This is a genomic window from Pseudoalteromonas sp. EB27, assembly GCF_001974875.1.
Classification (GTDB): domain Bacteria; phylum Pseudomonadota; class Gammaproteobacteria; order Enterobacterales; family Alteromonadaceae; genus Pseudoalteromonas.
This window is the reverse complement of the sequence record NZ_MTQD01000009.1, coordinates 153495-178441: the sequence shown is the minus strand read 5'-3', so window position 1 is coordinate 178441 and position 24947 is coordinate 153495. Positions and strand designations below refer to the sequence as shown.

Here is a 24947-nt window from a genome sequence, read left to right as displayed (position 1 = left end):
CAATTTAATAATCTGAGAAAATTATGACAATTCAAGCACGTTTTAAGGATGAACTTTTTGAAAAGGATACTTCAATTGCACCTGTAGCATTGGCTGCAATAAACACTAAAAATAAGCAGGCCCAACCTGAAAAGCCAAATGCTGAAGGCTCATTATCAACATTAATTAACGAGTTACTCACCCCATTTGAAGGCTACGGATTAAACGATCTTAATAACGCTAATTTAATGAACCGTGTAGATAGCAAATTTATGCTGCCACTGTCTTTTTTACCTGAGTTACTAACTCACTTACAAGGGCAGTACCGCGTACTTGATATACAAGGTAAGCGTTTGTTTTCTTATTATAATCAGTACTTTGATACGCCCGAGCTTGATTTATATAAAGCCCACCATAACGGTAAGCTTAATCGCTACAAAGTGCGCCAAAGGCGCTACGTTGATACCGCCACCGAATACCTAGAAGTAAAACTAAAAAACAACCAAAGCCGCACTGTTAAAACACGCATCAAGCTCGAAAAAAACAACGAGCAAGCCCATTGTACTGCGTTTATGAAAGAACAAATGAAAAACAGCTTTGCACATTTAAACGTAACCCAGCAAAGCGGCTATAACCGCATAGCCCTAGCCAACGAAGAAAAAGCCGAGCGCTTAACGCTTGATTTTAACCTGTGGTACAACACCCCAAAAGGCGATAACAAAATAACACTACCGGGCTTTTTTATTGCCGAGCTTAAGCAAAGTAAAAAAACAAAACACTCGCCATTTTATAAGCTTATGAGCAAACACCACGTATTCCCTGCCTCGTTTAGTAAATACTGCATTGGCTGTGCTTTGCTCTACCCCGAGCGCTTAAAAGTAAACCGCTTTAAACCTGTTTTAGCCCGCTTAAAACACCTTAACCGCACTAACCCACTATTACCTTTAGAGAATAATTAAAATGACCAAATTAGATCTTATTTTTCTTTCCCGCTTTTTAGTTAACATTCTATCGCTGGCTGTACTTTGCTATGGCTGTTACTTTCGCATAAGTAAAAATGCAGTGGTGGCAGGCTCGTTTATTTTATTTGGCGTAGGCGTTTTTATTATTACCTTTTTGCTGCACGGCGTTGATATGTCAATGGAGTTTGCATTTGGCCTATTTGCCGTATTTACCATGCTCAGGTACCGCACTGAGTCTATTTCGATTAAAGAAATGACTTACTTATTTCTCGTTACTGCCATTGCTTTACTCACCTCTGTAGGGCAAATGAGCTTAATTGAGCTAAGTATTCTTAATGGCATTATTTGCTTAATTGCCTTTTTGATTGACTCAAGCATATTTGTAAAACGCTACGAAGTACAAAGCGTTTGCTACGAGCGCATAGAAAACATAACCCCACAAAACCAAGCCACACTTATCCATGATTTAAAACAGCGCACAGGGCTAAACGTAGTTGCCGTAGATATAGAACACATCGACTTTTTAAGAGACGTAGCGCAACTAAAAGTAAGTTACTTAGCCGAAAAACAAACAAAGGCAGCCTAACATGACCTCTAAACAAACGATTACTTATGCGGCACTTTCAGCACTTTGCTTTGTAAGTAACGCAAGCTTTGCCAAAATTAACGACGATATAGACCTAAGCGGCTATATTATGCTCGACTACAACAAGTTTGATACCTCATTATTAGAGGGGCAATACGAAAGCAACGATTCAGAAAGTACCTCTGAAATACGCCGCGCACGTCTAAGTTTTAAATCAGACATCAGCAAAGATTGGAAAAGTAAATTTCAACTTGGCTTTGCCGATGGCGAAACCGAAATAAAAGACGCCTACTTAGAATACTCTGGCTGGAAATATGCCGATTTAACCATAGGCCAACAAAAAGAAGGCTTTGGCCTAGAAAAACTAACCAGCTCTCGTAATTTATTAATGCTCGAACGAAGCATGATAAGCGAAGCGTTTTCGCCAGGGCGTAGTTTAGGTATTAGCCTATCGGGAGACATAGCCTCAGTAAATTGGCAACTAGGTTATTACAAGCCCGATGAAGACGAAGCAACGTCTGCTATTACAGGGCGCGTAGCTTGGGTGCCATGGCAGCAAGATACCAACCTATTACACCTAGGCCTTGCATTTAGTGAGAGGCAGTACGACGGCAACGAATTTAGAGTAAATGAACCTCTTGAAGTTTATACCGCCGACTCATTAATAGAAGGCGATAAAATTAATGCCGATAGCCTCTCGCAGCAAGGTATAGAGCTGTTATGGCTTAAAGACAGATTGACCATGATGGCCGAGTGGCAACAAGCACAAGTAACTAGTATTGAAGAGTCATCTAACGATTACGAAGGCGGCTATTTGCAATTTGGTTATCAGCTATCGGGCGGGTATCGTAAGTATAAAAACGCAAAACTAGGCGCAAGCTCAGAGCCAGGCTGGGAGCTCACTGGTCGCTATAGCCTACTTAAACTCAAGCAAGAAAACCAAGACGCAAAAACCTACGCTCTTGGCGTTAACTACACCGTAAACAAAAACATAAAGTTTATGGCCGACTACATTAAAGCCGATTACTTTGAAGCGGGCGGCACTATCACATCGGGCAACGCAATCTCATTAAGGCTGCAATACTCGTTTTAATGCGCTTTGCGTGTTTAGTCGGTTAGCCTAAAATTATAAAGCCCCTGTGTTAAACGTTACGTTTAACACAGGGGCTTTATAATTGAGCTGTTATAAACTCTCTAAAGGTAACTTATTAGGCTGGTACTTATCCCACTAGCTTACAAAATACTAATTGCAGTAAGGCAATTTAAGCTTGTGAGCTTGCCACACTCCTCGTTCATTAATGATGGCTGTTCAATAAAAATGAATGGCCAAAATTAGTGAACAAATAATGGACCACGGGATAATACAGGCAGCTATTGAAAAACTAAACTTGCAAACGAGTTTAGGCGCAGAGTATAAAACTTTTAAAAAAGAGTGTACTGAGGGCGAACTCGCTTTGCCTAATGTTACAAGCAATTTAATTATTAAATGCAAAAAGCACCTAAATACAACCACCTTACAAAAGTATATTGCTGAATTAAAAATAAAAAATCAGATAACCAATGCCCTATTAATTACTGAGTACATCAACCCTAATCAAGCAACTCTATTAAAGGAGCAAAATACATCCTTTATAGACCGAGTTGGTAACACGTATATTAATTGCCCCCCAATTTATATTGATATTCAGGGAAATAAGCCCGAAAAAGCCCACAATGAAATAGCCTTAGTCAAACAATTAGGTAAGGCATTTCAACCCAAGGGTATGAAAGTAGTATTTATGTTTTTAGTGCAACCGGAGCTGGTAAATAAACCCATGCGCACAATTGCAAAGGTGGCCGAGGTTGCACTGGGAACGGTTAAACAAGTAATTGACGATTTAATATATCAAGAGTTTATAGTTCAAAAAGACCAACACACTAAAACAATCAACAATTCAAAAGCTTTACTAGAGAAGTGGTTAGACGCTTATCCTGTAACTGTTGAAGCTAAATTAAAACAAGAAATCTTCACTACTGATAACACGGAGCTACTACAAAAACTTGAACTAAATAATGTAAATGCCATATGGGGAGGCGAATATGCTGCTCAACAATATGATGATTATTTAAATGCAAAAAATTATCTAATTTACGTAAGCCCTGAACATAAAAAAGTCATTTTAAAAACTGCACGATTACGAAAAGTAAAAGCAGAAGATAATATAAACGATGCAGTAACAAAAGTAATTTTAGTGGAGCCATTTTTAGCTATAGAAAAACTTATTGGGTCAAAGACTCATTTAGTACACCCGTATTTAATTTATGCCAATTTATTAGCTAGTAGAGACGCAAGAAACATAGATGCTGCAACGAGGTTTTATGAAAAGCACATCGCTTAATGTCGTTGGTAAATTACCACGAGGGTTAGTTGGCCTTTATCAAAAAATAAACGCCCATACTGAAGCATTAGGGATCCCTTACCTAGTCATAGGTGCTCCCGCCAGAGACATTATACTCCACCATGGCTACGGTGCTGCAATTGAGCGAGGTACAAGAGATATTGATTTTGGTATACAAGTCCAAAACTGGGATCAGTTTGAACAGTTAAAGGAGCATCTGCTAAAAAATGGTTTTACACCAGATCAAACAAAAGTACACCAGCTAGTAACTACCGTTCCTAACGGTGAGAGCTGGGAGATTGATATTATTCCATTTGGAAATATTGCTGTTGATGGTAACTCTATTACTTGGCCGCCATAGCATGATATTGGAATGTCAGTAATAGGCTTTAACGAAGCATTTAAACATGCCCTAGACGTAAAAATTGCCAATAACCCCAATCTTAATATTAAAGTTGCATCGCCTGCTGGGATGCTATTGTTGAAGTTAATTTCATGGCTAGAAAGGGAGCATAGCGTTAGACGTAAAGACGCAATGGATATTTTTTATCTCACTAGGGCGTGTTGACCTTTCGTGGGTGAATTTGCAGCAGTATGTTTGGTTTTTAGGCAAGGCAGAGCCTATGTAGTGTGGTTATTCCCCACGAATAGGCGATAACGCCGCATAAATACCAAACATGCGCTGCCCTTTGGGTTCTTTCTAGGGACGATCAACTCTTTGTTGCTCGGTTTTTACTTAGCCCACTAGGTTACAAACCTCGCGCCGCGATTTAATCGTCCCTAGATTGAACAAATTTCAATCCACAAAGATCAACACGACCTAGGCATTACTCAAAAATACCTGATATCGCAGACTCACTTTATGAGGATGACTTTATGGACGCGCAAAACTATGATGAACATAAAGCGAGCACAATGAAACTAGCCACTGATGCTTGCAGCATCGCTAACGTAGAAGTTCTTTCATTCATTAATGAAAAATTGTTCAATGTTGAGTCCAAAGTAGACAATTTAGTACTAGATATAAGCAGAGCAGTTCAAATTGAATATAGTGATGCTGAAGAGCTTTTAAGTATTATTTCTGAGCAACTAAATACTGCTTAACTGTTTCAATAGCTCCTTTGTTTTATATATAAAGTAATCGCTATTGAAACCGCCAGATGCAATTCTCTTATTCCTCATAAGTTACTAAAACAGCTTTGCTTATAGCGATCTTTTTTGATCAAAATACAGCGATTATCCGATTAAGTGCAATTTGTCATAAAACTGCAATCAAAATAGATGATAATTTAAACTCGAACTGTATTTTTTATAATCTAGAAGTTGAAGTAAATGAGCACACCAATGACGCAACTCACATTTGCGTTACAATCGTTTGAAGATCCTCTCTCTGCGGCTATGGGCCACACAATGGAATACGAGCAGTTAACCTTGCAAGCCAGTGCTATGCATGAAATAACGCTGCAATGCGTATTGCCTGACGACGCCCACGAAAACGATATTATTTCGCTGAGCGCAACGTATCCCAGTGCCCGTGATGCGCAATACTTTACTGAAAAAGCACTCACTAACGCCGACTTAGAGCGTGGTTATGTGTATTTAACATTAAGTAAAATTACTCAAAGCCACTGCTTAGTAATGCAATTGATGCTGCATGGCTTAAATGCCACTTTAAAAAATAGTTTACAGTTCGATATGCAAGTAAATGCGTTTGAAGCAGGTTATAAAAATCAGCAAGCACTTAAAAGCCAAACTAAGCCACATGGCGTTAAAAAATACTTTCGTAATATGAGCTCAAGTTTATTTTCGTTTTTTTAATGTGTTGATATACGAACTTATAAAACCTTAATCTGCAAAACTCACTTTACCCATAGTAACTCCCGCAATACCTTGTTCAGTATTACTTAGGTGTTGCAGCTCTCCGGCTAGGCATTCGTTAGCTAAAATGGCAAATAGTACGGCCTCTTTTGCGTCGGGATTTATGCCTAAATCATCGGTATTTTTAAAAGCCTCAATACGTGGGCAAAGCGCTGTAAGTTGCGCCATTAGTAACGGGTTATGAATACCGCCACCACTTGCATACACCACACAATTTTGTGTGCGCTCTACACACTCGTTTAATGCGTTTGCTATTACGGTTGCAGTAAAGGTATTTAAGGTGGCCATCACATCTTCATGGCTTAAATGGTGAGTATTTGTAAGCTGCTGCGCGGCGGTTAAATACGCTAAGTTAAATACCTCCGGCCCTGTGGTTTTAGGCATTGGGAGTGCAAAAAATGCGTTATTACATAATGCATTTAATAATGGCGTATTTACCTTGCCTGCTTTTGCTATTTTAGCACCATCGTCATAATGTAGCGCTGTAAAATGTTGCTGTACGTAGGCATCCATAATGGTATTACCGGGGCCAATATCGCTACTAAACACACCGTTTGCATCGCCATTTTTTGGTAAAAACGTTAAGTTTGCTATGCCGCCCATGTTTAGCAAAACACGACTCTCAGCAGCGCTCGAAAAATACAAATAATCGCCATACACAGCCAGTGGTGCGCCTTCGCCCCCTGCCGCTATATGTTTTTGCCTAAAATCACCAATGGTAGTAATACCCGTAGTAACGGCTATCTGGTCACTGTCGCCAATTTGTAAGGTGCCATTAGTAAAGCTTTTGTGGTTATGCTGCGACTGCGGGCAGTGGTAAATGGTTTGCCCATGGCTCGCTATTACATCAATACTTGCCGGGTTTACCTGCCAAGTATGTAAGCACTGATTAACTATATCGCCATGGAGTTTACCTACCCACGGATGCAGCAAGGTAACAAGCTCTAAATCGCATTCCCGCTTAGCAAATACCTGCTTTATTTTAGTTTTATAATCGTCGTTGTAGTCAACGGTGGTAAAATTTAAAACCTCAATGTGTGTATTTAAGCCCGCGCCCGTTACTTTGCAAAGCGCTACATCGAGCCCATCTAACGAGGTACCACTCATTAAACCAATAATTAAACGGCTTGGCTTTTGGGCACTATTATAAAGGGCGGCTATGTGTGGGTGCATAAAGGTATCTTAAACAGGTATCATATTTTGCTTATATTAGAGGACTTTAAAACAAAGTAATAGCCGTAAAGAGTTTAATTTAGGTTCTGATTGTTTAACGTTTAAATGATTGTTAAGTTAGTATGCATACTAAAAATTTATGAAAAAATATGATCACCCTCAGAGAGTTTAAAGTCCAAGACGCGCCTTTTATTATTAGCACCTTAAATGATGAACAGGTTACGCGTTTTCTATCGTCAAAAATTCCGTTTCCGTATACGCAAGCCGATGCTGATTGGTGGATAAACCAAGGTTCTAAAAATGGAATGGTTAAGGCCATTGTTGTAAATGGGCAATTTGCGGGCTGTATTGGTATAACTCCCGGCGAATTTGAATACAGCCACAGTGGCGAAATTGGTTATTGGCTTAATAAAGCCTATTGGGGGCAAGGCATAATTACTCGCGCTATTGAACTTATATGCAATGAAGCGTTTGCAAGCTCACACTTAAACAGAGTTTTTGGTGCAGTGTTTGCTGGTAATACCGGCTCTATGAAAGCACTTACTAAAAACGGCTTTGAACAAGAAGCTGTGCTTAAACAGGCTATTTATAAAAGCGGTGATTTTTACAATAATCATATATTTAGCAAACTTAAATAAATCGTTTAGAATAAATACTTTGTAAAGGTTGAATTATCAACCACCCGCCCAAAACTCCTTTATTAAGGTACGCATTGTACATATTCATACTGCTTAGCCGCGCATTATTGTTTAGCTGAACACGATTTTAAAAGCGTAAACATTCGGTAAGTAGTTTATTTATATTAATAGGAGATCTTATATGTCTACGACTAGTCGCCAACTTACTCTTGAATCACGCCCTAATGGCGCTCCAACAGATGAAAACTTTAAATTAAAAACGGTAGAGCTTCCTGCATTAAAAGACGGCGAAGTTTTACTACGCACTATTTACTTATCACTAGACCCATACATGCGTGGTCGTATGAGCGATGCTAAGTCGTACGCAGATCCTGTTAATATTGGTGATGTAATGGTTGGCGCAACAGTGTGCCAAGTAGAAGAGTCTAAAAACGATAAGTTTAGGATCGGTGAATGGGTACTTGCCTACACAGGTTGGCAAGACTACGCCATTACCGATGGCGAAGGCTTAATGCAATTAGGTAAAGAGCCTGAAAATCCTTCGTACGCGTTAGGTATCATGGGTATGCCAGGCTTTACAGCCTACATGGGTTTACTTGATATTGGCCAGCCTAAAGAAGGCGAAACCGTAGTTGTTGCAGCTGCAACAGGCCCAGTAGGCGCAACGGTTGGTCAAATAGCTAAAATTAAAGGCTGTAAAGTAGTGGGTGTTGCTGGTGGCAGTGAAAAATGTGCACATGCCGTTGAAAAACTAGGGTTTGATGCGTGTATTGATCACAAAGCCGATGACTTTGAAGAGCAACTAGAAAAAGCCTGCGACAAAGGCATAGATGTTTACTACGAAAATGTGGGCGGAAAAGTATTCGACGCCGTACTACCACTATTAAATACCGCAGCACGCGTACCATTGTGTGGTTTAGTATCGCAATATAACGCAACTAGCTTACCAGAAGGCCCTGACCGTTTAGGTATGCTAATGGGTCAATTGCTTACTAAGCGTATTAAAATGCAAGGCTTTATCATTTTTGATGATTACGGCGACCGTTACGACGAGTTTGCACAAGACATGCAAAAATGGCTAAAAGACGGAAAAATTCAATACCGTGAGCACATGGTAGAAGGCATCGAAAATACAGTAGGCGCGTTCAACGATATGATATGCGGTAAAAACTTTGGTAAAACTGTGGTTAAAATTAATAACCCACTTTAATTTTAAACGGCTTGTAAGGCTAAGCCCTTACAAGCCACAAAAGGACTGACATGATCAAACTACACCATTTAAATAAATCCCGTTCTAAACGTGTAATTTGGCTTTTAGAAGAGCTAAATGTTGACTACGAAATCGTCGCTTACCAGCGCAATAAAGACACTTTCTTAGCCCCTGACGAATTAAAGCATATTCATCAACTTGGTAAGTCACCAGTAATTGAAGACGGCGGCCTAATTATTGCTGAATCAGGCGCTATTACCGATTACCTTATTACTAAATACGGTAACGGTAAATTTGCTCCAAAAGTAGATACCGCTGAATACGTTGACTACCAACAGTGGCTGCACTTTGCAGAAAGCTCAGCAATTTTACCGCTTTTACTTAAAATGTTTGTACTTAAAGACGGCGCTAAAACACAGTTTTTAGAAGGCTATGCCGACGCCGAAACAGCTAAAGTAATTAGCTACTTTAACGACCGCCTTGAAGGTAAACGTTATTTAGTGGGCGATACCCTAACGGGTGCTGACTTTATGATGTCGTTTATTGTTGAAATTGTTAAAAACTCAGGTCAATTAGCGCACTTTAAAAACCTCGTTAAATACGACGAGCAATTACAAAGCCATGAGAAGTTTCATACAGCTAATGAACTAGAAGCAAAGTACGACTAACTACTTTTATATAATATTTTTATATAACACTAAGGGGCATTTAGCCCCTTTTTTATGCCTGTAAATATGCCTGCAAAATAACCCCACCAAAGTTACGCTTGTAAACTAAATTAACAAACAATCCCTTATTGCTAATAAAACTTTAATTAATAAGGCATAATGCTGCTATTATTTTAGAATAATCACTAATAATACAAGCTGCTCTTGCGCGTATTGACTCACACTTGGGATCAACCATGACCATAAACATGCGTTTAACGACCGGTTTTGGCGTAATTTTATCAATGATGCTTATTTTAACCATTATTGGAATTTCGCGCGTTAGCCTCATTAATAATAATATTACCCACATGACCGACGTAAATTCGGTAAAGCAACGTTACGCAATTAACTTTAGAGGCAGCGTACACGACAGAGCAATAGCCGTGCGCGATGTAGTGCTAATTACCGATCAAAGCAGTTTAAGCACCGTGTTAAATAGCATAAAAGAGCTAAACGCATTTTACCAAACCTCAAGCCGCTCTATGGCCGAGCTAATAGGTAATATGAATAGCGAAGAACGCGCTTTAATTAATAAAATAAATCAAATAGAGCAGCGCACTCAGCCTTTTATTCAAGGTGTAATAAACGCTAAAAACGCAGGAAACCTAAACGAAGCTGAGCGCATTTTATTAACCGATGCGCGCCCTGCGTTTACCGAGTGGCTAAATGTTATAAATCAATTTATAAACCTGCAAGAACAAGCAAATCAAGCCACCACTATTGATACTCTCGATATTGCCAGTTCATTTGAAATTTGGATGATTTCGCTCACCGCGCTTGCAGTTTTAATAGGTGCAAGCGTTGCGTATGTTATTAGCCAACTGATCAGAAACTCAGTAGGCGGCGAGCCACAAGAAGCCGCCGAAGTAATTGCCCTTATTGCCCAAGGCGACTTAAGAGGCGATGTACAGTCGTGTTGCCCAAATAGCATGATGGCTTCTGTAGGGGTGATGCAATCTAAATTAAAAACCATTGTAGATAGCATTATTAACTCATCTGAAGAGCTTTCTACCCACTCTGCAAGCGTAGCGTCTGGCTCGCAGCAAGCACTTAGTGCCGCTGACGCACAAGTTACTTATACAAACTCAGCAGTAAGCAGCCTAGAAGAAATGAGCCGCAGTATTCATGCTGTAGCCGATTCAGTTAGGCAAACAGAAGATAACTCAAAAATAACGGCGCAGTTGTCACAGCAAGGTAGTGTTGCAGTACAAAAAGTTGCCGCCGAAATTGAGCAAATTTCAGTGACCGTAAAAGCCACAGTTACTCAAGTAAACGTGTTGCAAGAACATGTAAAACACATTGGCGATATTTTAAGTGTGATCCGCAGTATTTCCGATCAAACAAACTTACTTGCACTAAATGCGGCAATAGAAGCCGCTAGAGCAGGCGAAACAGGCCGAGGTTTTGCTGTTGTTGCTGACGAAGTAAGGCAACTTGCCCAGCGTACTGGTGATGCAACAGGCGATATCGAAAAGATGATTTTGCAAGTACAAGAAAACACGCAAGCGTCGGTAACTGCTATGGAAACCACAGTACCGCAAGTAGAAAATGGCTTAACACTTACTCACGAAGCAAACGAGCTACTGCATCAAATACAGCAACAAGCCAACGACTCATTAAGTAACGTGCTTGAAATTGTTGAATCAACATCAAACCAAGTAGCCACCGTGGCGCAAATTAGTACCGGCGTAGAAGAAATTGCCAGTATGTCAAAAGAAACCAGCATGTCGCTTAACAGTAACGCGCAAGAAGCAGTTGCATTAGCTGACCTTTCAAACACACTTAAAAAGTATATTAGTTACTTTAAAGTTTAATTGTTTAGCGTTTTACAGTAATTAAAAAGGGGCTTTAAGCCCCTTTGTTGTTTATGTACTTTAATAATAGCGGACTATATACCCGCTAAATCACGCTCGGTAATGCACTCACCCGACGCCATTTCAAACTCGCGACATACTAATGGGCGGTTTTCGTAAATAGAGCACATAAGCGTATTGCGGTCGAGTGCTTGGCACCAACCGTCGTCAGCGCGTTTCATTACTTCGCTGCCCCATTTATCGTATTCTATATAGTTAAAAGGCACGCCGGTGTCGGTTACTATGCGCACTTCTAATTGGCAACAACAGGCTTGGCAGTTAGCACAGGTAACTGGCTCTGGGGTAGTAGAAATATTTTCAACGGGAATAACAATATGAGGCATAGTGGCTTACTTTTTTGAATAAGCCACTAGGATACAGTAACTAATTTAACGCGCTAGTAGTTTTGCTTTTATATCGCTGTAACGCATCTGCTCGCACAGCGCAAAACCACTCAGTTGGCGCACTTTATTACGCGCAAATAACGGCACACTCATCCCCGCTAAAAAGCGGCATTGGGTTTCAATACCCACATTGTGATTACCTTTGCCTGCCATATGCGCTAAAAACTCATCCACCTTTTGATAAATAAGTTGCTCGTCAATATATGCAGGCTCTATAGAGTATTCAAGCTTAACCGCATGCCCTCTGCATACACTGCAATGCCCGCATTGCGCTGGCGCATTTTGATCGTCAAAATAGCGCGCTAAGTTATAGCTTAAGCAACTTTGTAGCTCAAAAAAGCGAACCAATGCAGCAATACGTTTAATTTCGGCTTGTTCTTTATCGGTAAAGTAATCATGAAGTTGCTGGGCAAGTTCTGGGTTATTTATAACCTCTGCATGCACTTTGTATACTTGAGTAATACGTTTGGTTTCGAGCGTTATTAGGTTTTTTTCGGCTAGGTAATCAAGAGCAGCCACTACACGTTTTCGATCAACCTGCGCAGCTTGCGTCAGGGAGTCAAAATTTAGCGTGCCCCATATTTTTTTAAAATCGGTGTGGCTAAATATTTGTGTTAAAAACGCTTGGCGTTGCTCATCAAAATGGCCAAGTAGCTCGTTTTTATCAACCAAAAATTTATATTTAAAATCGGCGTAGTAAGCATATTGCGGCGTTATTGCGCCTTGTATTTCTAGTTGTACTAGTAAGGTTTTAAGAGCAAGTTGCCTAATATTACTTTCGCTCGATAAGCTATATTCTTGCATTTCCCATTGCTGGTGGCTTTGACGAATATCGTTAATTACGTATTCAATACCGCTAAGCTCAGGGGTGTCGCCGTATACAAAGTTTTCAACCGTATTTAGGCCGTCTAGGTTAGCAAGCGTGAAACAGTTTGATGGATTACCATCGCGCCCTGCTCGGCCAATTTCTTGGCTGTAGTTTTCAATCGATTTTGGTAAATCGTAATGTATAACAAAGCGAATATCCGATTTATCAACGCCCATACCAAAGGCAATGGTTGCCACTACGACGTTAATTTTACCCGCCATAAAGTCATCTTGAATTTGCCAGCGTAGCGTATCTTCAAGCCCCGCATGATAAGCAACAGCATGCACACCTTGCGCACTTAGCACATTAGCGACTTGCTCAGCGCTTTGCTGTAGCGTTACATACACAATACCAGGGCCACTTTGCGCGCGTACAATGTTAGCAAGCTCGGTGTTTTTATCGGCGGTTTTAACGCTCAACACACTTAAATCTAAGTTTTCTCGGTAAAAGCCCGTTTGCACAATGCGCTCAGGCGATATAGCAAATCGCTCTGCCATATCGCGTTTTACTTTTTTAGTGGCCGTTGCAGTAAGTAACAACACTAAAGGAATATTAAGCTCTTCGCGGTAACGCGGCAGTTTAAGGTAGTCGGGTCTAAAGTTATGGCCCCATTCAGATATACAGTGCGCTTCGTCGACCACTAACATCGAAAGCGCCACTTGGCTTATAAACTCTCTAAAACGCTCGTTTTTAAAACGCTCAACCGACACCATTAATACTTTAATTTTACCGTTTCGCACATCATTCATTACGGTGCTGCTTTGCATTTGATCTTGGCTCGAATCAAGGCTGGCAGCATAAATACCTTTGCTATTTAAAAAGCTAATTTGATCTTTCATCAATGCAAGCAAAGGCGAAACCACTAAGGTTAAATTTGGTAAATGCAACGCAGTTAATTGATAGCACAACGATTTACCCGAGCCGGTCGGAAATATAGCCAACGACGATTGACCATTTAAAAGCTGCTCTATAGTTTGTTGTTGCCCTGTTCTAAACTGGCTAAAACCAAAGTGCTGCTCAAGTGATTGAATTAATGGCGTGGTCATAAATGTCCTTTTCGGGGTTTTTAACAGCAATTTAACTGCACAGCTAAACGATAAGAAAGTGAGTATAACTTATATGCCTTTATTCAGCATTTTTTGCTGACATCGGTTTTATTTAGGCGCAAACTAGACACCCATAAAATGAGTAGTAACTACTTGTTGCCAAAATAATTTATTGATACCCAAGTCACCTTAAAAATCTAATAAAAAATACAGATCACTTGGGTATATTATTTTTAAGGGCAACGTTATGAGTATTACAATACCTAAAATCGTCGTTATTGGCGGTGGTGCTGGCGGATTAGAACTTGCAACCCAACTGGGGCATAAGCTAGGAAAAAAGAAACAAGCAGATATACTGTTAATAGACAAAAACCGTACCCACATATGGAAGCCGTTACTGCACGAAGTAGCGACAGGCTCTATTGACCCCGATTTAGATGGCGTTGTGTATTCAGCCCATGCCGCAAAACATCATTATCGTTTTCAACTTGGTACCTTTTGCAATATAGACCAAAGCAATAAAACAATTACTCTCTCCCCACTTAACGACGAGTTAGGCCACACTATTTTACCTGGCCGTACAGTTCGTTACGATCACCTTGTTATTGCCATTGGCAGCGTAAGTAACGACTTTAATACCCCTGGTATAAAAGAGCATTGCTACTTTTTAGATTCAAGCCAACAAGCAGAGCGCTTTCAGCACTCATTACTAGATAGCTTTACGCGCCTTCACCAAGACGATAACCAACAGCAATCACTTAATATTGCCATTGTTGGCGGTGGTGCTACGGGTGTTGAGCTTTCAGCTGAGCTTTACCATGTGTCTGAGCTATTAAAGCTGTATGGCTTAACAAATATGTCGTCTAAGCGTTTGCATATTCATTTAATAGAAGCCGGCCCGCGTATTTTACCTGCATTACCAGAGCGTATTGCCGTAAGTGCCAAGCGTGAACTATTAAAACTTGGTGTAAACGTGCGCGAGCAAACGCAAGTAAAAGAAGGCACCGCACAAGGCTTTATCACCAAAGACGAAGAACACATTGATGCCGATATTATGGTGTGGGCGGCAGGCGTAAAAGCACCTGATTTTATTAAAGACTTAGGTATTTTTGAGCTTACTCGCAGCAACCAAATTCAAGTAAACGAGTTTTTACAAAGCACCGTAGACGAAAGCATTTTTGTATTAGGCGATTGCTGCGCATTTACCCAAGCCGATGGCAAGCAAGTACCGCCACGCGCACAATCGGCGCATCAAATGGCGCAGTGCGTCGAAAAAAATCTTATCGCAACGCTAAAGCAGCAACCACTACGCGGCTTTAAATACAGCGACCATGGCTCGCTGGTTAACTTATCGAGCTATAGCACCGTGGGTAACTTAATGGGTAACCTAACCAGCAATACCTTTTTTATTGAAGGTAAAATTGCCCGCTTTATGTATATATCTTTATACCGTATGCACCAACGCGCCATACACGGCAGCGCAAAAACCTTTGCATTATGGATAAGCGAAAAAGTGCTGCGTGTAGTACGCCCAAAAATGAAATTGCACTAATAAATTAAGTACGCTCAGCAAACCACTAAAAAGCTTTAAAAGTTAATAAGTATTATCTCTTAAGGCTTTTTGCACTTTGCGTACCTAAAGTAGTACGATGTGAGAATATTTTAATAACATCAAAGGATTGGCGGTTATGAAAAAGCGACTTCTCGGACTTATAATTATAACGGCTTTGGCAGTATATCTATTTAAAACCCAGCCTAACACAGCCGCTGTAGAGCAGACCAACGTGGCTGCACCAAATGCCACTGAGCCTAATTTAGTTAATAAAAAGCAGCCCGCAGAAGGCACACAGCTAAGAATAGTCACAGATCTAAAAAAGGATATTCGCCTTTGCAGAGATCAATCACAGCAACAACATATAAAAATAAATAATTTAAACCAATCGCTTGTTTCATTTTTTGTGAGTGAGCTTAAAAAAGGGACGTCGGTCCCCACGCTTTTAAAGTATGCAACCCTATCAGGAATCTATAAGCGTCAATACATTGCCTTTTTAAGAGATGCCATAGTTGCTGAGCAAAAGCAGCAGCTTAGTATTACTAGCTCTTTAGACGAATTAGCTAATTGGCAAGGCATTGAGGCAATTAAAGGCTTCACCAATGATAAAGTAAAAGAAATGATTCAACAGCTTGGAGATAATAAACATAGCCCTTCAGGACTTACTCTGAGTGTACCCCTTGATGAAAATGTACAAAAAGAAACCCTTTATGCTTTATTAAACAACACTGATACATTTACCACTTACTCTAAAACGTTTATTAAACTTGAGGGCAGTGAAGTTATTTCCCCGGCGACATTGTTTGTGCTTAATGCAAATAAATTTACGCCAAAAGAGTTTGAGCAGGCAATTTCAACTAACCAATTTACAGTAAATGAAGTGGCTACTGCGATTAAAAACAACATTCCTAATGAGTATATTTTTGCACTTATGAAGCAGGTGCCTGCACTGGATGCTATGCCGCTGTACGAAGAAAATTCTGTTTTGTATAATATGGCTGATATTGCCGTAAGCCAGTTTAATTTACCGCTTGTAAAAGCACTACAACAACTAGGCGTAACACCAACCAATCGGCCTGGCTTATTTACTGGTTTAGATGTTGCAATAGTAAACCTGCCTAGAAGTGGTAACTTAACGCCAGCCCCTTTAGATGCAAAGCATACTCAAATGTTGGACTACCTCACAGAGCAGGGCTATAAAGCTCATAGCGGCAATGCTAATGATGACCTAAATGGCAAAGGCGTTTCTTTTGTAAGTGATTTTATTTACCAGCAAGGCGCCTATATTAATGGGCAGGAAAACCCTGAGCAATATGCTTACTTTAGCCCTATTGGTAAAATAGACAACGCCACATTGCCACAAGTGAGTGAGCCCGATGATTCTGAAATATCTCAATTTTTACAAGAAATACAACTTAAAAAAGAAGAACTAGATTCATACTCAAGCAATTGTAGTCAACTACCAAAGAAGCTATTTGCAGCCCAAAAGCTCATACAAGATAGAGACGCTTACGCAAAAGTTCGCGAAATTGAAAAAGAATATGGCAGCAACTTTGAAGACGTATTACAAGATATAGACCCTGTTTTAGTTAATTATTGGTGGAACACTCTTGCCGGTCGTACCTCTTCAGATAGAAGCGATAATGTATTTCGTGAGTATTTAGCTAAAAAAGAATTTAAAAAAGCACTTGAATACAGCCAAACAACTCCACTAAACCAAACAGAAACAAACGTGCTATTTATTAGGTTACTTGAAAATCCATATGACTTAGTTCCTATTTGGAATAGCCGAACACTACCCGTCCCTCCAAAGGATTTGGTTAGACTAAGCTGGTTTCCACTAAAAAAATGGCAAGAACTTGCACAACTTGGTTTTGATTTTTCGATTACCGATATACGTGGACGCGACGTTTATATACAAGCTGCATCATCTTCTGTCGAAGTAGTCCAATTTCTAATTGATAATAAAATACCGACTGTTCCCAGTAAACTTGGCGTAGATATACTCGACTTAGCGCTAGAACAAAGCTACACCCAAGGTGAGTTGAGCCCAATGGTCCCTTTAGCGTTGCAGCTTGTAGAAAAATTTGAACCAAACCACTTTTCTCGCGTTGCCCGATTAAAAACATTTTATCCTGAAGTTTATCAGCAGTTAGTACAACTTAACCCTGCACTAAAACCCGCCGAGGGCACAGAGCTAAATCACTATATTTTTAATAATCACTGATCTAAATAACAGGCGAGCCATTACTTGATGAATATTGTCTTTAATTTTTAACATTGTCTGTGTAGAGTATTTAAAACAACTAAGGAAATTGGGTTATGACGGGTAAAACGCTAATTTTTAACTTTGACGGCACAGGAAACGAACCCCGTGATGCAGAGCAATTTAGCTCTGATCATTTTAAAGAAGACTCTAATATTACCAACATTCTAAAATTGCATTTACTGCTTGGCGGTAAATTAGAAGACTCCCCAATTACTCCATTTGCTAACCAACTCAGTTTTTATTATCAAGGTATTGGTACCAAAGGCAGCCGCCTTAAACGCATTTTAAACCAAACCCTTGCACCTCGTGGTGACGACGTAGCCAGTATTTTAAATCAAGCGTTAAGCGACTTTAAAGCTCACTACCTAATAGGCGATACCATACTACTAACGGGTTTTAGCCGAGGCGGTGCACTTGCTAGGCGTTTTGCCAAAATCCTAGAGCCTTTAATTGCTGATAATGTTTACGTATGTGTGTTTGATACCGTCGCCTCAATTGGCTTGTCAAAAGTAAGTAAAGCCACACGCGGCGCAGAGCACGTTATTTTTGAAAACCATACCATTGCCAACAACATTACTCACGCGCTGCACTGCGTAGCCCTTGACGAAAAACGCCGCGCCTTTGAACCCACACTCATGAACCATCAAAACAATATTACTGAGCTATGGTTTGCAGGTGCGCATTCAGACATTGGCGGCGGTTACTACCGCGATGGCCTAGCCGATATTAGCTTGCGCTATGCACTTGAGTGGCTAATAGAACAACCGCTTAATATATCGTTACTCACTAGCCACGATATAGATTACGAAACCCTACTCCCCGATAGCAACTTAGTAGCACAAGATGACGTAACAGTAACGCCCGATCCGCTCGCATTAAGTCATCAACAAAATTACTTTTGGTTTAACCCGTTTTTTAAATTAGTAGATAGGCAGTGCTATATATTAATTGATGACGAAGCCAGCAACCTTGAGCCCTTAGTACACTACAGCGTAGCCGAACGTATTAATAAGCTAACCAGTTACCGCCCAGAATCGCTTAAAAAACTGCACTACAAAATTAGCTACAACGACAACACCACACTTAGCTTTATTGGTTTAAGCCAACATATAGAACTGGCTAATCAAAACATGAGTGTGCTGAGCATTAACCAAAGCCAAGATGTAATGGTATTTGCCTCTGAGCAATACAACGCAACCGGCCTCATGCTAGAGCAAGGCGCCACGTACCGCTTTACCCCATACCCAAATCAATATTGGTTTGACGATGGCATAAAGTGCACGCCATTAGGCTGGAACCGCGACAACGTACAACTTGGCGTAAAAGAAATCCCAATGGCCGTGCTTGAACCATTTAGACGATTTCCTCGCGCACAATGGTTTTCACTCATTGGTGCTATTAATAAAAACGACGACCACCTTTTTGAAATAGCCAATGGCGCCGACATTAAAGTGGATAAATCAGGCGAGTTTTGCCCATTTGCAAACGACTTAAGCCGCTTTTATGGCGCTAATGCAGGTAAAATAAAAGTGAAAGTAACGCGGTTGGAATAAGAGGAAACCGAAGCTTTTAAATTGTAGGTGCGATTTTACATCGCGCTTTGCCCTCTAGTAACTCTGGTTCATAACTCCCAATCAACGCTACAAAGCTCACCCAAACACCTGTAGGCGCTCAGCTTGCTCGCGCGAAAAGCGAAGCTTTTAAATTGTAGGCGCGATTTTACATCGCGCTTTGCCCTCTAGTAACTAGATCATTACCCCAATCAACTCTACAAAGCTCACCTAAACACCTATTCGCCTCACATGAGCAGAGTTAATTGCCTCATTACTTTTAAGCGCTACATAGAACAATAATTCACTTTTCTGTGGTAAAAAATGTATTTATAAGCGAGGTATAAAACCTCACCTACATTAATGTAAACATCACTCTTAACAAAAGCGTAGGTGTGATTTTATCTCGCGCTTTTAATTTACAAATATCGCGTTGATGCTGGCAACCAATATATGAATTTATCACTCAAAATGCGTGTATTTATTTTCTAATATTTAAATAAATGCATCCATATTTGGTAGTTGTATTATTTGCTCACTCAGCTTATTTGCAGCTTTATTAATTATTCTTATGCACAAATCAATGTGTGCTAATTCAGCAGAAGATAAGTTATTTTTAACAGCAGAAACTTTAGCCGTATCAATTGCGGCTAATACAGAATCAACGGTTTGACTCATAAGTAGTTGCATCCGTGGAAGTGAAATAGCAAATTCATCAGCAAAATCAGCTAACATGTAAGCTGTAATCTCATTAGTAAAATTGCCCGCACTTTGCGAATTATGCTCCCCCACTGACATAGCATAACACCTTGATATTTTAGGCTGTAAATAGCCCATATCACGGTCAATGCTTCCCTGCTCAATAATAGCCTCTATATTTACCAAGTCGTAAAACGGCGTAAGCTCTAAACCATTTTTACCAACAAAAAAACTAATGTTTTTGCCATGAGCATCGTAATTACGTACTAAAATATTAAATGTCATCCAACGAATAAGCTGAGCCTCATACGCTTGTACATTCGTTGTTTTAACACTAAAGAGTTTTGCAAAAGAAACGCCATCTCGAATATAAATACCATCCCCATCATCACCATGCTGACGCTCATATTTATAAGAAGGAGGTAAATTAGTGGCTTGGCAACCATCAATAATATGACGACGTAATACACGGTTTTGATCTTGTGTAACGCGCCTATCAAAGCGATCTATTACAAATACTCTTACATCTGCGTAAGTACGCAACTCAACATGGGGAACATTGAGCCCCGACTCTTTTGCCAAAAGCATGGTAAAAAGTTCATTTACTGCAATGAAAGGAGCGGTACCTGTTTCGAATTTAAAAATTTTATTAGAACATAGCTCCCCTTCACCAAATCCTAATTTACTATCGATTTCGAGTAGGTTTAGTTTGTCTTGAACGCCAGCAACAGAGAGCCGAGTTCGGCCATCCCAATGAGTAATTGGCTCGCCAACTTGTACAAAGCGTTTAAGTTTTTGGCTTAGCTCGTCACTAGTTACTTCACGAAAAGATGTTTGCTTTAAAGTACTGTTACTTGCTCTAAACGACAAAGCGCCTGACGTTTCCTCGCCAATTACTTTAATCAAACCAAACGTATTATTTTTAGAGATAGTAGTACTACTTATAATCTCATCAAGACCTTTGCCCTCGGGTAATAAGTTTTGTAAATAATTACGCACATCACGTGAGTCAAAATCACCATTGAGCGGTAAGTGTGGTGAAATAGCAAAACCCTTGTTAATCCACTCAAGCTCATAGGTAAATGCAATTTCATTTTCAGAGCCTATATCAAGGGTTATCGCACCTATCTTTTGCGTATGCCCAATAAATACATCCAAGCTATTTTTTTTAATACCACTGCTCATCGCTCACCTCATCCTTGTTATTGTGGTGCGACTCGTCATCACTGACAAGGCTAAACGACAACCCCAAGTATTCCATCACTTTGAGTACATTAAAAAACTGCACATTCACATCACCTTTTTCTATTTTTATCAGCGTAGGCTTTGAAATATTAAGTGCTTGCGATACATCAACCAGCGTAAGCTTCATGCCTGTTCGCTTTGAAGTAATCGCTTTAGCGAGTCGCACCGACGAAAACGGCTTTGATAGATCAGGCATTTCAGTGCGTTTAACAACTCTTCCAAGTGTTTTTTTTGCTGGTAATTCACTCATTAAAGGTCAACTATAGTTTACTTATACAATTTATTTTAGGGTAGCCTACCCAAAAGTCAAATATAACTTACTTTTAAGTTTGAACGTATATTTACTGCCTATAAGTAAACCATAATTTACTTATAGGCAGTAAAATAAAACCCAGCCCCATAAGTAAAACTTAAGTTACTTATGGGAAGTTAATGACATTTTGAGCTTAATAGCCAAGCTCAACACCTGTAGGCGCCCAGCTTGCTCGCGGCTTTTAAATTGTAGGCGGGAGTTTATCTCGCGTTTTTTGAACTTAAGCAGTATTCCTATTCGGTACTTCAATGATATTCTAAGCATATACATGATTGAAAGGACGCCTCATGATTCTAAAAGATAAAACCCTCATCAACAGCAACTCAGCTAAAATACAAGCAGGTCAAAAGCAAGAACTTGACGTTGCCTTTTATTTACGCCGCGCCTTTAAAGATCATGGTCAGGTATTTGTGTTTAACGATGTGAAATTTAAACACAATGGCGAAACCGCACAAATAGACCATCTAATCGCATACACCTATGGCTTTATTCTCATCGAATCTAAAAGCATTACAGGGGAAGTAACGATTAATGAGCATCAAGAATGGAGTCGCAGTTATCGCGGCAACTGGCAAGGTATGCCATCGCCAATAAAACAGGTTGAATTACAACTAGAACTATTAAAAAGCCTAATGCGCGACAATGCACCAAACCTACTCACTAAATTATTTGGCAAACTGCAACAGGGTTTTGGTGGCAGAGAGTGGCATAGTATTTGTGCCATATCGAGTAACGCCATTATCAATCGAGAAAACACACCAAAAACAATTGAAGAGAGATTAGTTAAATCAGAATTTATAACTGATAAATTACTCGAAATAATGAAGCTTCCAGCATCTAAGCCTAATGCACTTCACCTTTTTACAACAAACGTTCGGCCATGGTTCAGTGAAGAAACACTCGATAAAATTTGTCAGTTTATTTTAGAGCAAAATATATCGCCTAACTTACAAGAGCCTTCATATGTACCTGCAGAGATAAGCGAATCAGAACCTGTTTACGATGAGGCTTTAATAGCGTCTGAGCAAACCAATACTGAACAAGTAAAACCTAAAAGTGACCTAATCAAAGAGATAACATTAGCTTGTAAGCAATGTAATAGCGCGACCAATTTGCAACCTCTTTCTGGGCGCTATGGCTACTTTGTAAAATGCGGTAATTGCAGTGCAAATACACCAATGAAATCACCATGCCCTAAGTGCTCAAGCACTAATACTAAAACAAGCAAACGCAAAGAAAGTTATTCTTTAGTGTGCAAAGATTGTGAGATAAGTACGCCTATTAAGCTTTAGCATTTGTAGGTGCGATTTTACATCGCGCTTTCTCTTTAGTAACGAGCTCATTACCCCAATTAACGCTACAAAGCTCACCCAAACACCTGTAGGCGCTCAGCTTGCTCGCGCGAAAAGCGTAGCTTTTAAAATAATTTACAAATATCGCGTTGGCGATGGCAACCAAGGGGCGGTCTTCTTCAAATAAGCTCTGCTGCTAATAATTCATCCCTGAAGCCGGGTTCCTGTCAGCATCCATGCTTCCACTTCCTCAAGCTGCAAAGCTACGCTTTGGTCATTCGTCACCCACGGCGCGCCGAGGATCACATTATTTCCTCAATTCAAATTAAAGATATGAACGTAACCAGCGTAGATAGGCCATCCATGGCCAAGCTACGCTTTTAACAGCATTGCCTAAAGGGATTTAGGTACTTGGAATTTGTCGGGAACAAAATTCCGCCATGCTGTTAATTACTCATCATTAATTAAATTTCGGATGTGATCACGGGGGGGTGTCTTAGCTGTCGCGTTTAAGCTAAATTTGTCGATGTACTTAGAGTTAGGTATATTAAATTTATACATAATTTGAGTAACTTAAATGGCTAACCAAAAACAACAAGGTGAGTGGTTTTCAAGTAAAGAAACTATGAAGCTCTTAAAAATATCAGACTGTAAGTTAATGCATCGACGTGAACGTGGTGAGCTTAAGTTTGAAAAGCGCGGTCGTACGTACTTTTATTATTTTGAAATCAAGGATGAACAAGTGATATTTCACAACTTACTACAAGATATGCAAGCCAAAGAGCAAAAAGTGTCTCTTCCTCAAGGCTTTCAAAAGTATTTAAGTGCCAATAATTTAAAAGCAAATACTGCAACTGGTATTTATGTCGGAACAATTACAACAACAGCTTTAAGTTCTTTACTTATGTTAACTCCATATAGGTGGGTTATTGCGTTAGGTGTAGGGCTATATGTTGGTTTTGCAGCGAGTAATGAAATGAGCAAATTTATGAAAAAAACCTCTGAAAACATATACGACAGAAAACCTATATTTGAAGGGGTATTTTAGATGCCCGCAGCTCATTTTGCTGGGTATTCTCTTATCGTATTTATGATAGGTACCTTTGCCTCTGGCATATTGTTTTCAAGAATTTCTGTTAAACATATTAATAAAAATATGAAAAAGGATGGTGTACTTCCCCCAAATTGGGATAAAGGCATTGGCGCTAGTGTTTCATTTTATGTATTTGCGATGTTTTTTGAACGCTCCCGCATTCCAACTCCGATGTTTGATGGTCGTTTTGTAGCCAAATACGCACGTCCCGTTGATAAAACAATAGGCATGATCCACTTAATTTCAGTTACAGGGATGATGATGTGTATGTGTATTGTTTCTTATTTTTCTGACTAGTTACACATTAATGCATACCCATAATCTAATAAGCGCACCTCTTAAACGCCAACAAGTATTGCGTTTACAAGGTATAAACATAGCTATTTACTCAAGGTTGATGATTCACCGTAGGCGCTGAGCTTGCTCGCGCGAAAAGCGAAGCTTTTAAAATAATTTACAAATATCGCGTTGGCGATTGCAACTAAGGGGCGGTTTTCTTCAAATAAGCTCTGCTGCTAATAATTCATCCCTGAAGCCGGGTTCCTGTCAGCATCCATGCTTCCACTTCCTCAAGCTGCAAAGCTACGCTTTGGTCATTCGTCACCCACTGCGCACCGAGGATCACACTATTTTCTCAATTTAAATTAATAATATGAACGTAACCAGCGTAGATAGGCCATCCATAGCCAAGCTACGCTTTTAACAGCATTGCCTAAAGGGATTTAGGTACTTGGAATTTGTCGGGAACAAAATTCCGCCATGCTGTTAATTACTCATCATTAATTTAATTTAGGGTGTGATCACGGGGGAACTTTCTTAGCAGCGTTCTTAAAATTGGCTGTAGGCGCAAAGCTTGCTCGCGCGAAAAGCGAAGCTTTTAAAATAATTTACTTAATATCGCATTGGCGATGGCAACCAAGGAGCGGATACCGTCGACCGTCCCTTGGAACCCCACGACGCCCCTCAATTTCACTTATCTTTAAACACTAAATTAATATGAACGTAAACGCGATGAACGCACATCCATTTGCAAGCATCGCTTTCCTCGAATCCATGCGAGGTAATTACTCATTAATTATGTGTTTGCAGGTGAAGTTGAAGGGGGAAATGTCTGAGCAGCGGCCTTAAAATTTACTGAAGGCGCTCAGCTTACTTGCGCGAAAAGCGAAGCTTTAAAGTAATCTACTTATATCGCGTTGGCGATGGCAACCAAGGGGCGGATACCGCCGACCGCCCTTGGAACCCCACG

Annotated in this window: 22 protein-coding genes; 17 read left to right on the top strand and 5 right to left on the bottom strand. The window is 40.0% G+C overall.

The annotated features are described in order from the left end of the window. The first annotated feature begins 23 nt into the window (after positions 1-23). From BW142_RS11870 to BW142_RS11835, 7 genes are all read left to right on the top strand, one after another. Positions 24-938 (top strand): polyphosphate polymerase domain-containing protein, encoded by a 915-nt coding sequence (locus BW142_RS11870; protein ID WP_076924973.1) that lies wholly within the window; start codon positions 24-26, stop codon positions 936-938. Position 939: 1 nt separating this feature from the next. Beyond that, on the top strand, positions 940-1527 hold the full coding sequence (locus BW142_RS11865; protein WP_076924972.1) for a DUF4956 domain-containing protein: 588 nt from the start codon (positions 940-942) through the stop codon (positions 1525-1527). A gap of 1 nt (position 1528) precedes the next feature. Next, positions 1529-2620, top strand: coding sequence for a porin (locus BW142_RS11860; RefSeq protein ID WP_076924971.1), 1092 nt, complete (start codon positions 1529-1531; stop codon positions 2618-2620). A gap of 229 nt (positions 2621-2849) precedes the next feature. Next, a complete protein-coding gene (locus BW142_RS11855) occupies positions 2850-3905 on the top strand; it encodes a type IV toxin-antitoxin system AbiEi family antitoxin (protein ID WP_076924970.1) in 1056 nt (351 codons plus the stop codon). Continuing rightward, positions 3886-4266 carry a hypothetical protein gene (locus BW142_RS11850; RefSeq protein WP_076924969.1) on the top strand — a complete coding sequence of 127 codons (381 nt, stop codon included), beginning with the start codon at positions 3886-3888 and terminating at the stop codon, positions 4264-4266. The genes BW142_RS11855 and BW142_RS11850 overlap by 20 nt, the downstream gene beginning before the upstream one ends. A 515-nt stretch (positions 4267-4781) precedes the next feature. Beyond that, positions 4782-5009 carry a hypothetical protein gene (locus BW142_RS11840; RefSeq protein WP_076924967.1) on the top strand — a complete coding sequence of 76 codons (228 nt, stop codon included), beginning with the start codon at positions 4782-4784 and terminating at the stop codon, positions 5007-5009. A gap of 228 nt (positions 5010-5237) precedes the next feature. Next, entirely contained in the window at positions 5238-5723 is a 486-nt protein-coding gene (locus BW142_RS11835; RefSeq protein ID WP_076924966.1) for a hypothetical protein, read from the top strand. A 27-nt stretch (positions 5724-5750) separates the two neighbouring features. On the opposite strand, the gene BW142_RS11830 is transcribed toward BW142_RS11835, so the two are convergent. Continuing rightward, entirely contained in the window at positions 5751-6956 is a 1206-nt protein-coding gene (locus BW142_RS11830) for an anhydro-N-acetylmuramic acid kinase (protein ID WP_076924965.1), read from the bottom strand. A 149-nt stretch (positions 6957-7105) separates the two neighbouring features. Here BW142_RS11830 and BW142_RS11825 point away from each other — a divergent pair, with 149 nt between their 5' ends. From BW142_RS11825 to BW142_RS11810, 4 genes are all read left to right on the top strand, one after another. Beyond that, on the top strand, positions 7106-7594 hold the full coding sequence (locus BW142_RS11825) for a GNAT family N-acetyltransferase (RefSeq protein WP_076924964.1): 489 nt from the start codon (positions 7106-7108) through the stop codon (positions 7592-7594). Positions 7595-7775: 181 nt separating this feature from the next. Further along, entirely contained in the window at positions 7776-8804 is a 1029-nt protein-coding gene (locus BW142_RS11820) for an NADP-dependent oxidoreductase (RefSeq protein WP_076924963.1), read from the top strand. A gap of 50 nt (positions 8805-8854) precedes the next feature. Then, positions 8855-9472: a glutathione S-transferase gene (locus BW142_RS11815; protein WP_010554991.1), complete on the top strand. Its 618-nt coding sequence runs from the start codon at positions 8855-8857 to the stop codon at positions 9470-9472. Between the two features lie 236 nt (positions 9473-9708). Continuing rightward, the gene (locus BW142_RS11810; protein WP_076924962.1) at positions 9709-11328 is read left to right on the top strand and encodes a methyl-accepting chemotaxis protein; all 1620 of its coding nucleotides are present in this window, start codon (positions 9709-9711) and stop codon (positions 11326-11328) included. A gap of 74 nt (positions 11329-11402) precedes the next feature. Here BW142_RS11810 and BW142_RS11805 read toward each other — a convergent pair whose 3' ends face one another. Together BW142_RS11805 and BW142_RS11800 are read right to left on the bottom strand one after the other, a co-directional pair. Continuing rightward, a complete protein-coding gene (locus tag BW142_RS11805) occupies positions 11403-11711 on the bottom strand; it encodes a YkgJ family cysteine cluster protein (RefSeq protein WP_010554993.1) in 309 nt (102 codons plus the stop codon). Between the two features lie 45 nt (positions 11712-11756). Continuing rightward, entirely contained in the window at positions 11757-13685 is a 1929-nt protein-coding gene (locus tag BW142_RS11800; RefSeq protein WP_076924961.1) for a RecQ family ATP-dependent DNA helicase, read from the bottom strand. Positions 13686-13932: 247 nt separating this feature from the next. Between BW142_RS11800 and BW142_RS11795 the strand changes: the two genes are divergently transcribed. From BW142_RS11795 to BW142_RS11785, 3 genes are all read left to right on the top strand, one after another. Next, positions 13933-15237, top strand: a complete 1305-nt coding sequence (locus BW142_RS11795) for an NAD(P)/FAD-dependent oxidoreductase (RefSeq protein ID WP_076924960.1) — start codon at positions 13933-13935, stop codon at positions 15235-15237. Positions 15238-15373: 136 nt separating this feature from the next. Further along, entirely contained in the window at positions 15374-17464 is a 2091-nt protein-coding gene (locus BW142_RS11790) for a cupric reductase (protein WP_076924959.1), read from the top strand. 95 nt (positions 17465-17559) lie between these two features. Then, positions 17560-19059 (top strand): DUF2235 domain-containing protein, encoded by a 1500-nt coding sequence (locus BW142_RS11785; RefSeq protein ID WP_076924958.1) that lies wholly within the window; start codon positions 17560-17562, stop codon positions 19057-19059. Between the two features lie 492 nt (positions 19060-19551). On the opposite strand, the gene BW142_RS11780 is transcribed toward BW142_RS11785, so the two are convergent. Continuing rightward, positions 19552-20940, bottom strand: coding sequence for a HipA domain-containing protein (locus tag BW142_RS11780; RefSeq protein WP_076924957.1), 1389 nt, complete (start codon positions 20938-20940; stop codon positions 19552-19554). Beyond that, positions 20924-21250: a helix-turn-helix transcriptional regulator gene (locus BW142_RS11775; protein ID WP_029753647.1), complete on the bottom strand. Its 327-nt coding sequence runs from the start codon at positions 21248-21250 to the stop codon at positions 20924-20926. The genes BW142_RS11780 and BW142_RS11775 overlap by 17 nt, the downstream gene beginning before the upstream one ends. A gap of 350 nt (positions 21251-21600) precedes the next feature. On the opposite strand from BW142_RS11775, the gene BW142_RS11770 reads away from it, so the two are divergent. From BW142_RS11770 to BW142_RS11760, 3 genes are all read left to right on the top strand, one after another. After that, positions 21601-22605, top strand: coding sequence for a nuclease-related domain-containing protein (locus BW142_RS11770; RefSeq protein ID WP_076924956.1), 1005 nt, complete (start codon positions 21601-21603; stop codon positions 22603-22605). A gap of 577 nt (positions 22606-23182) precedes the next feature. After that, positions 23183-23653: a hypothetical protein gene (locus BW142_RS11765; RefSeq protein ID WP_076924955.1), complete on the top strand. Its 471-nt coding sequence runs from the start codon at positions 23183-23185 to the stop codon at positions 23651-23653. Continuing rightward, positions 23654-23995, top strand: a complete 342-nt coding sequence (locus BW142_RS11760) for a hypothetical protein (protein ID WP_076924954.1) — start codon at positions 23654-23656, stop codon at positions 23993-23995. Positions 23996-24947 lie beyond the last annotated feature (952 nt).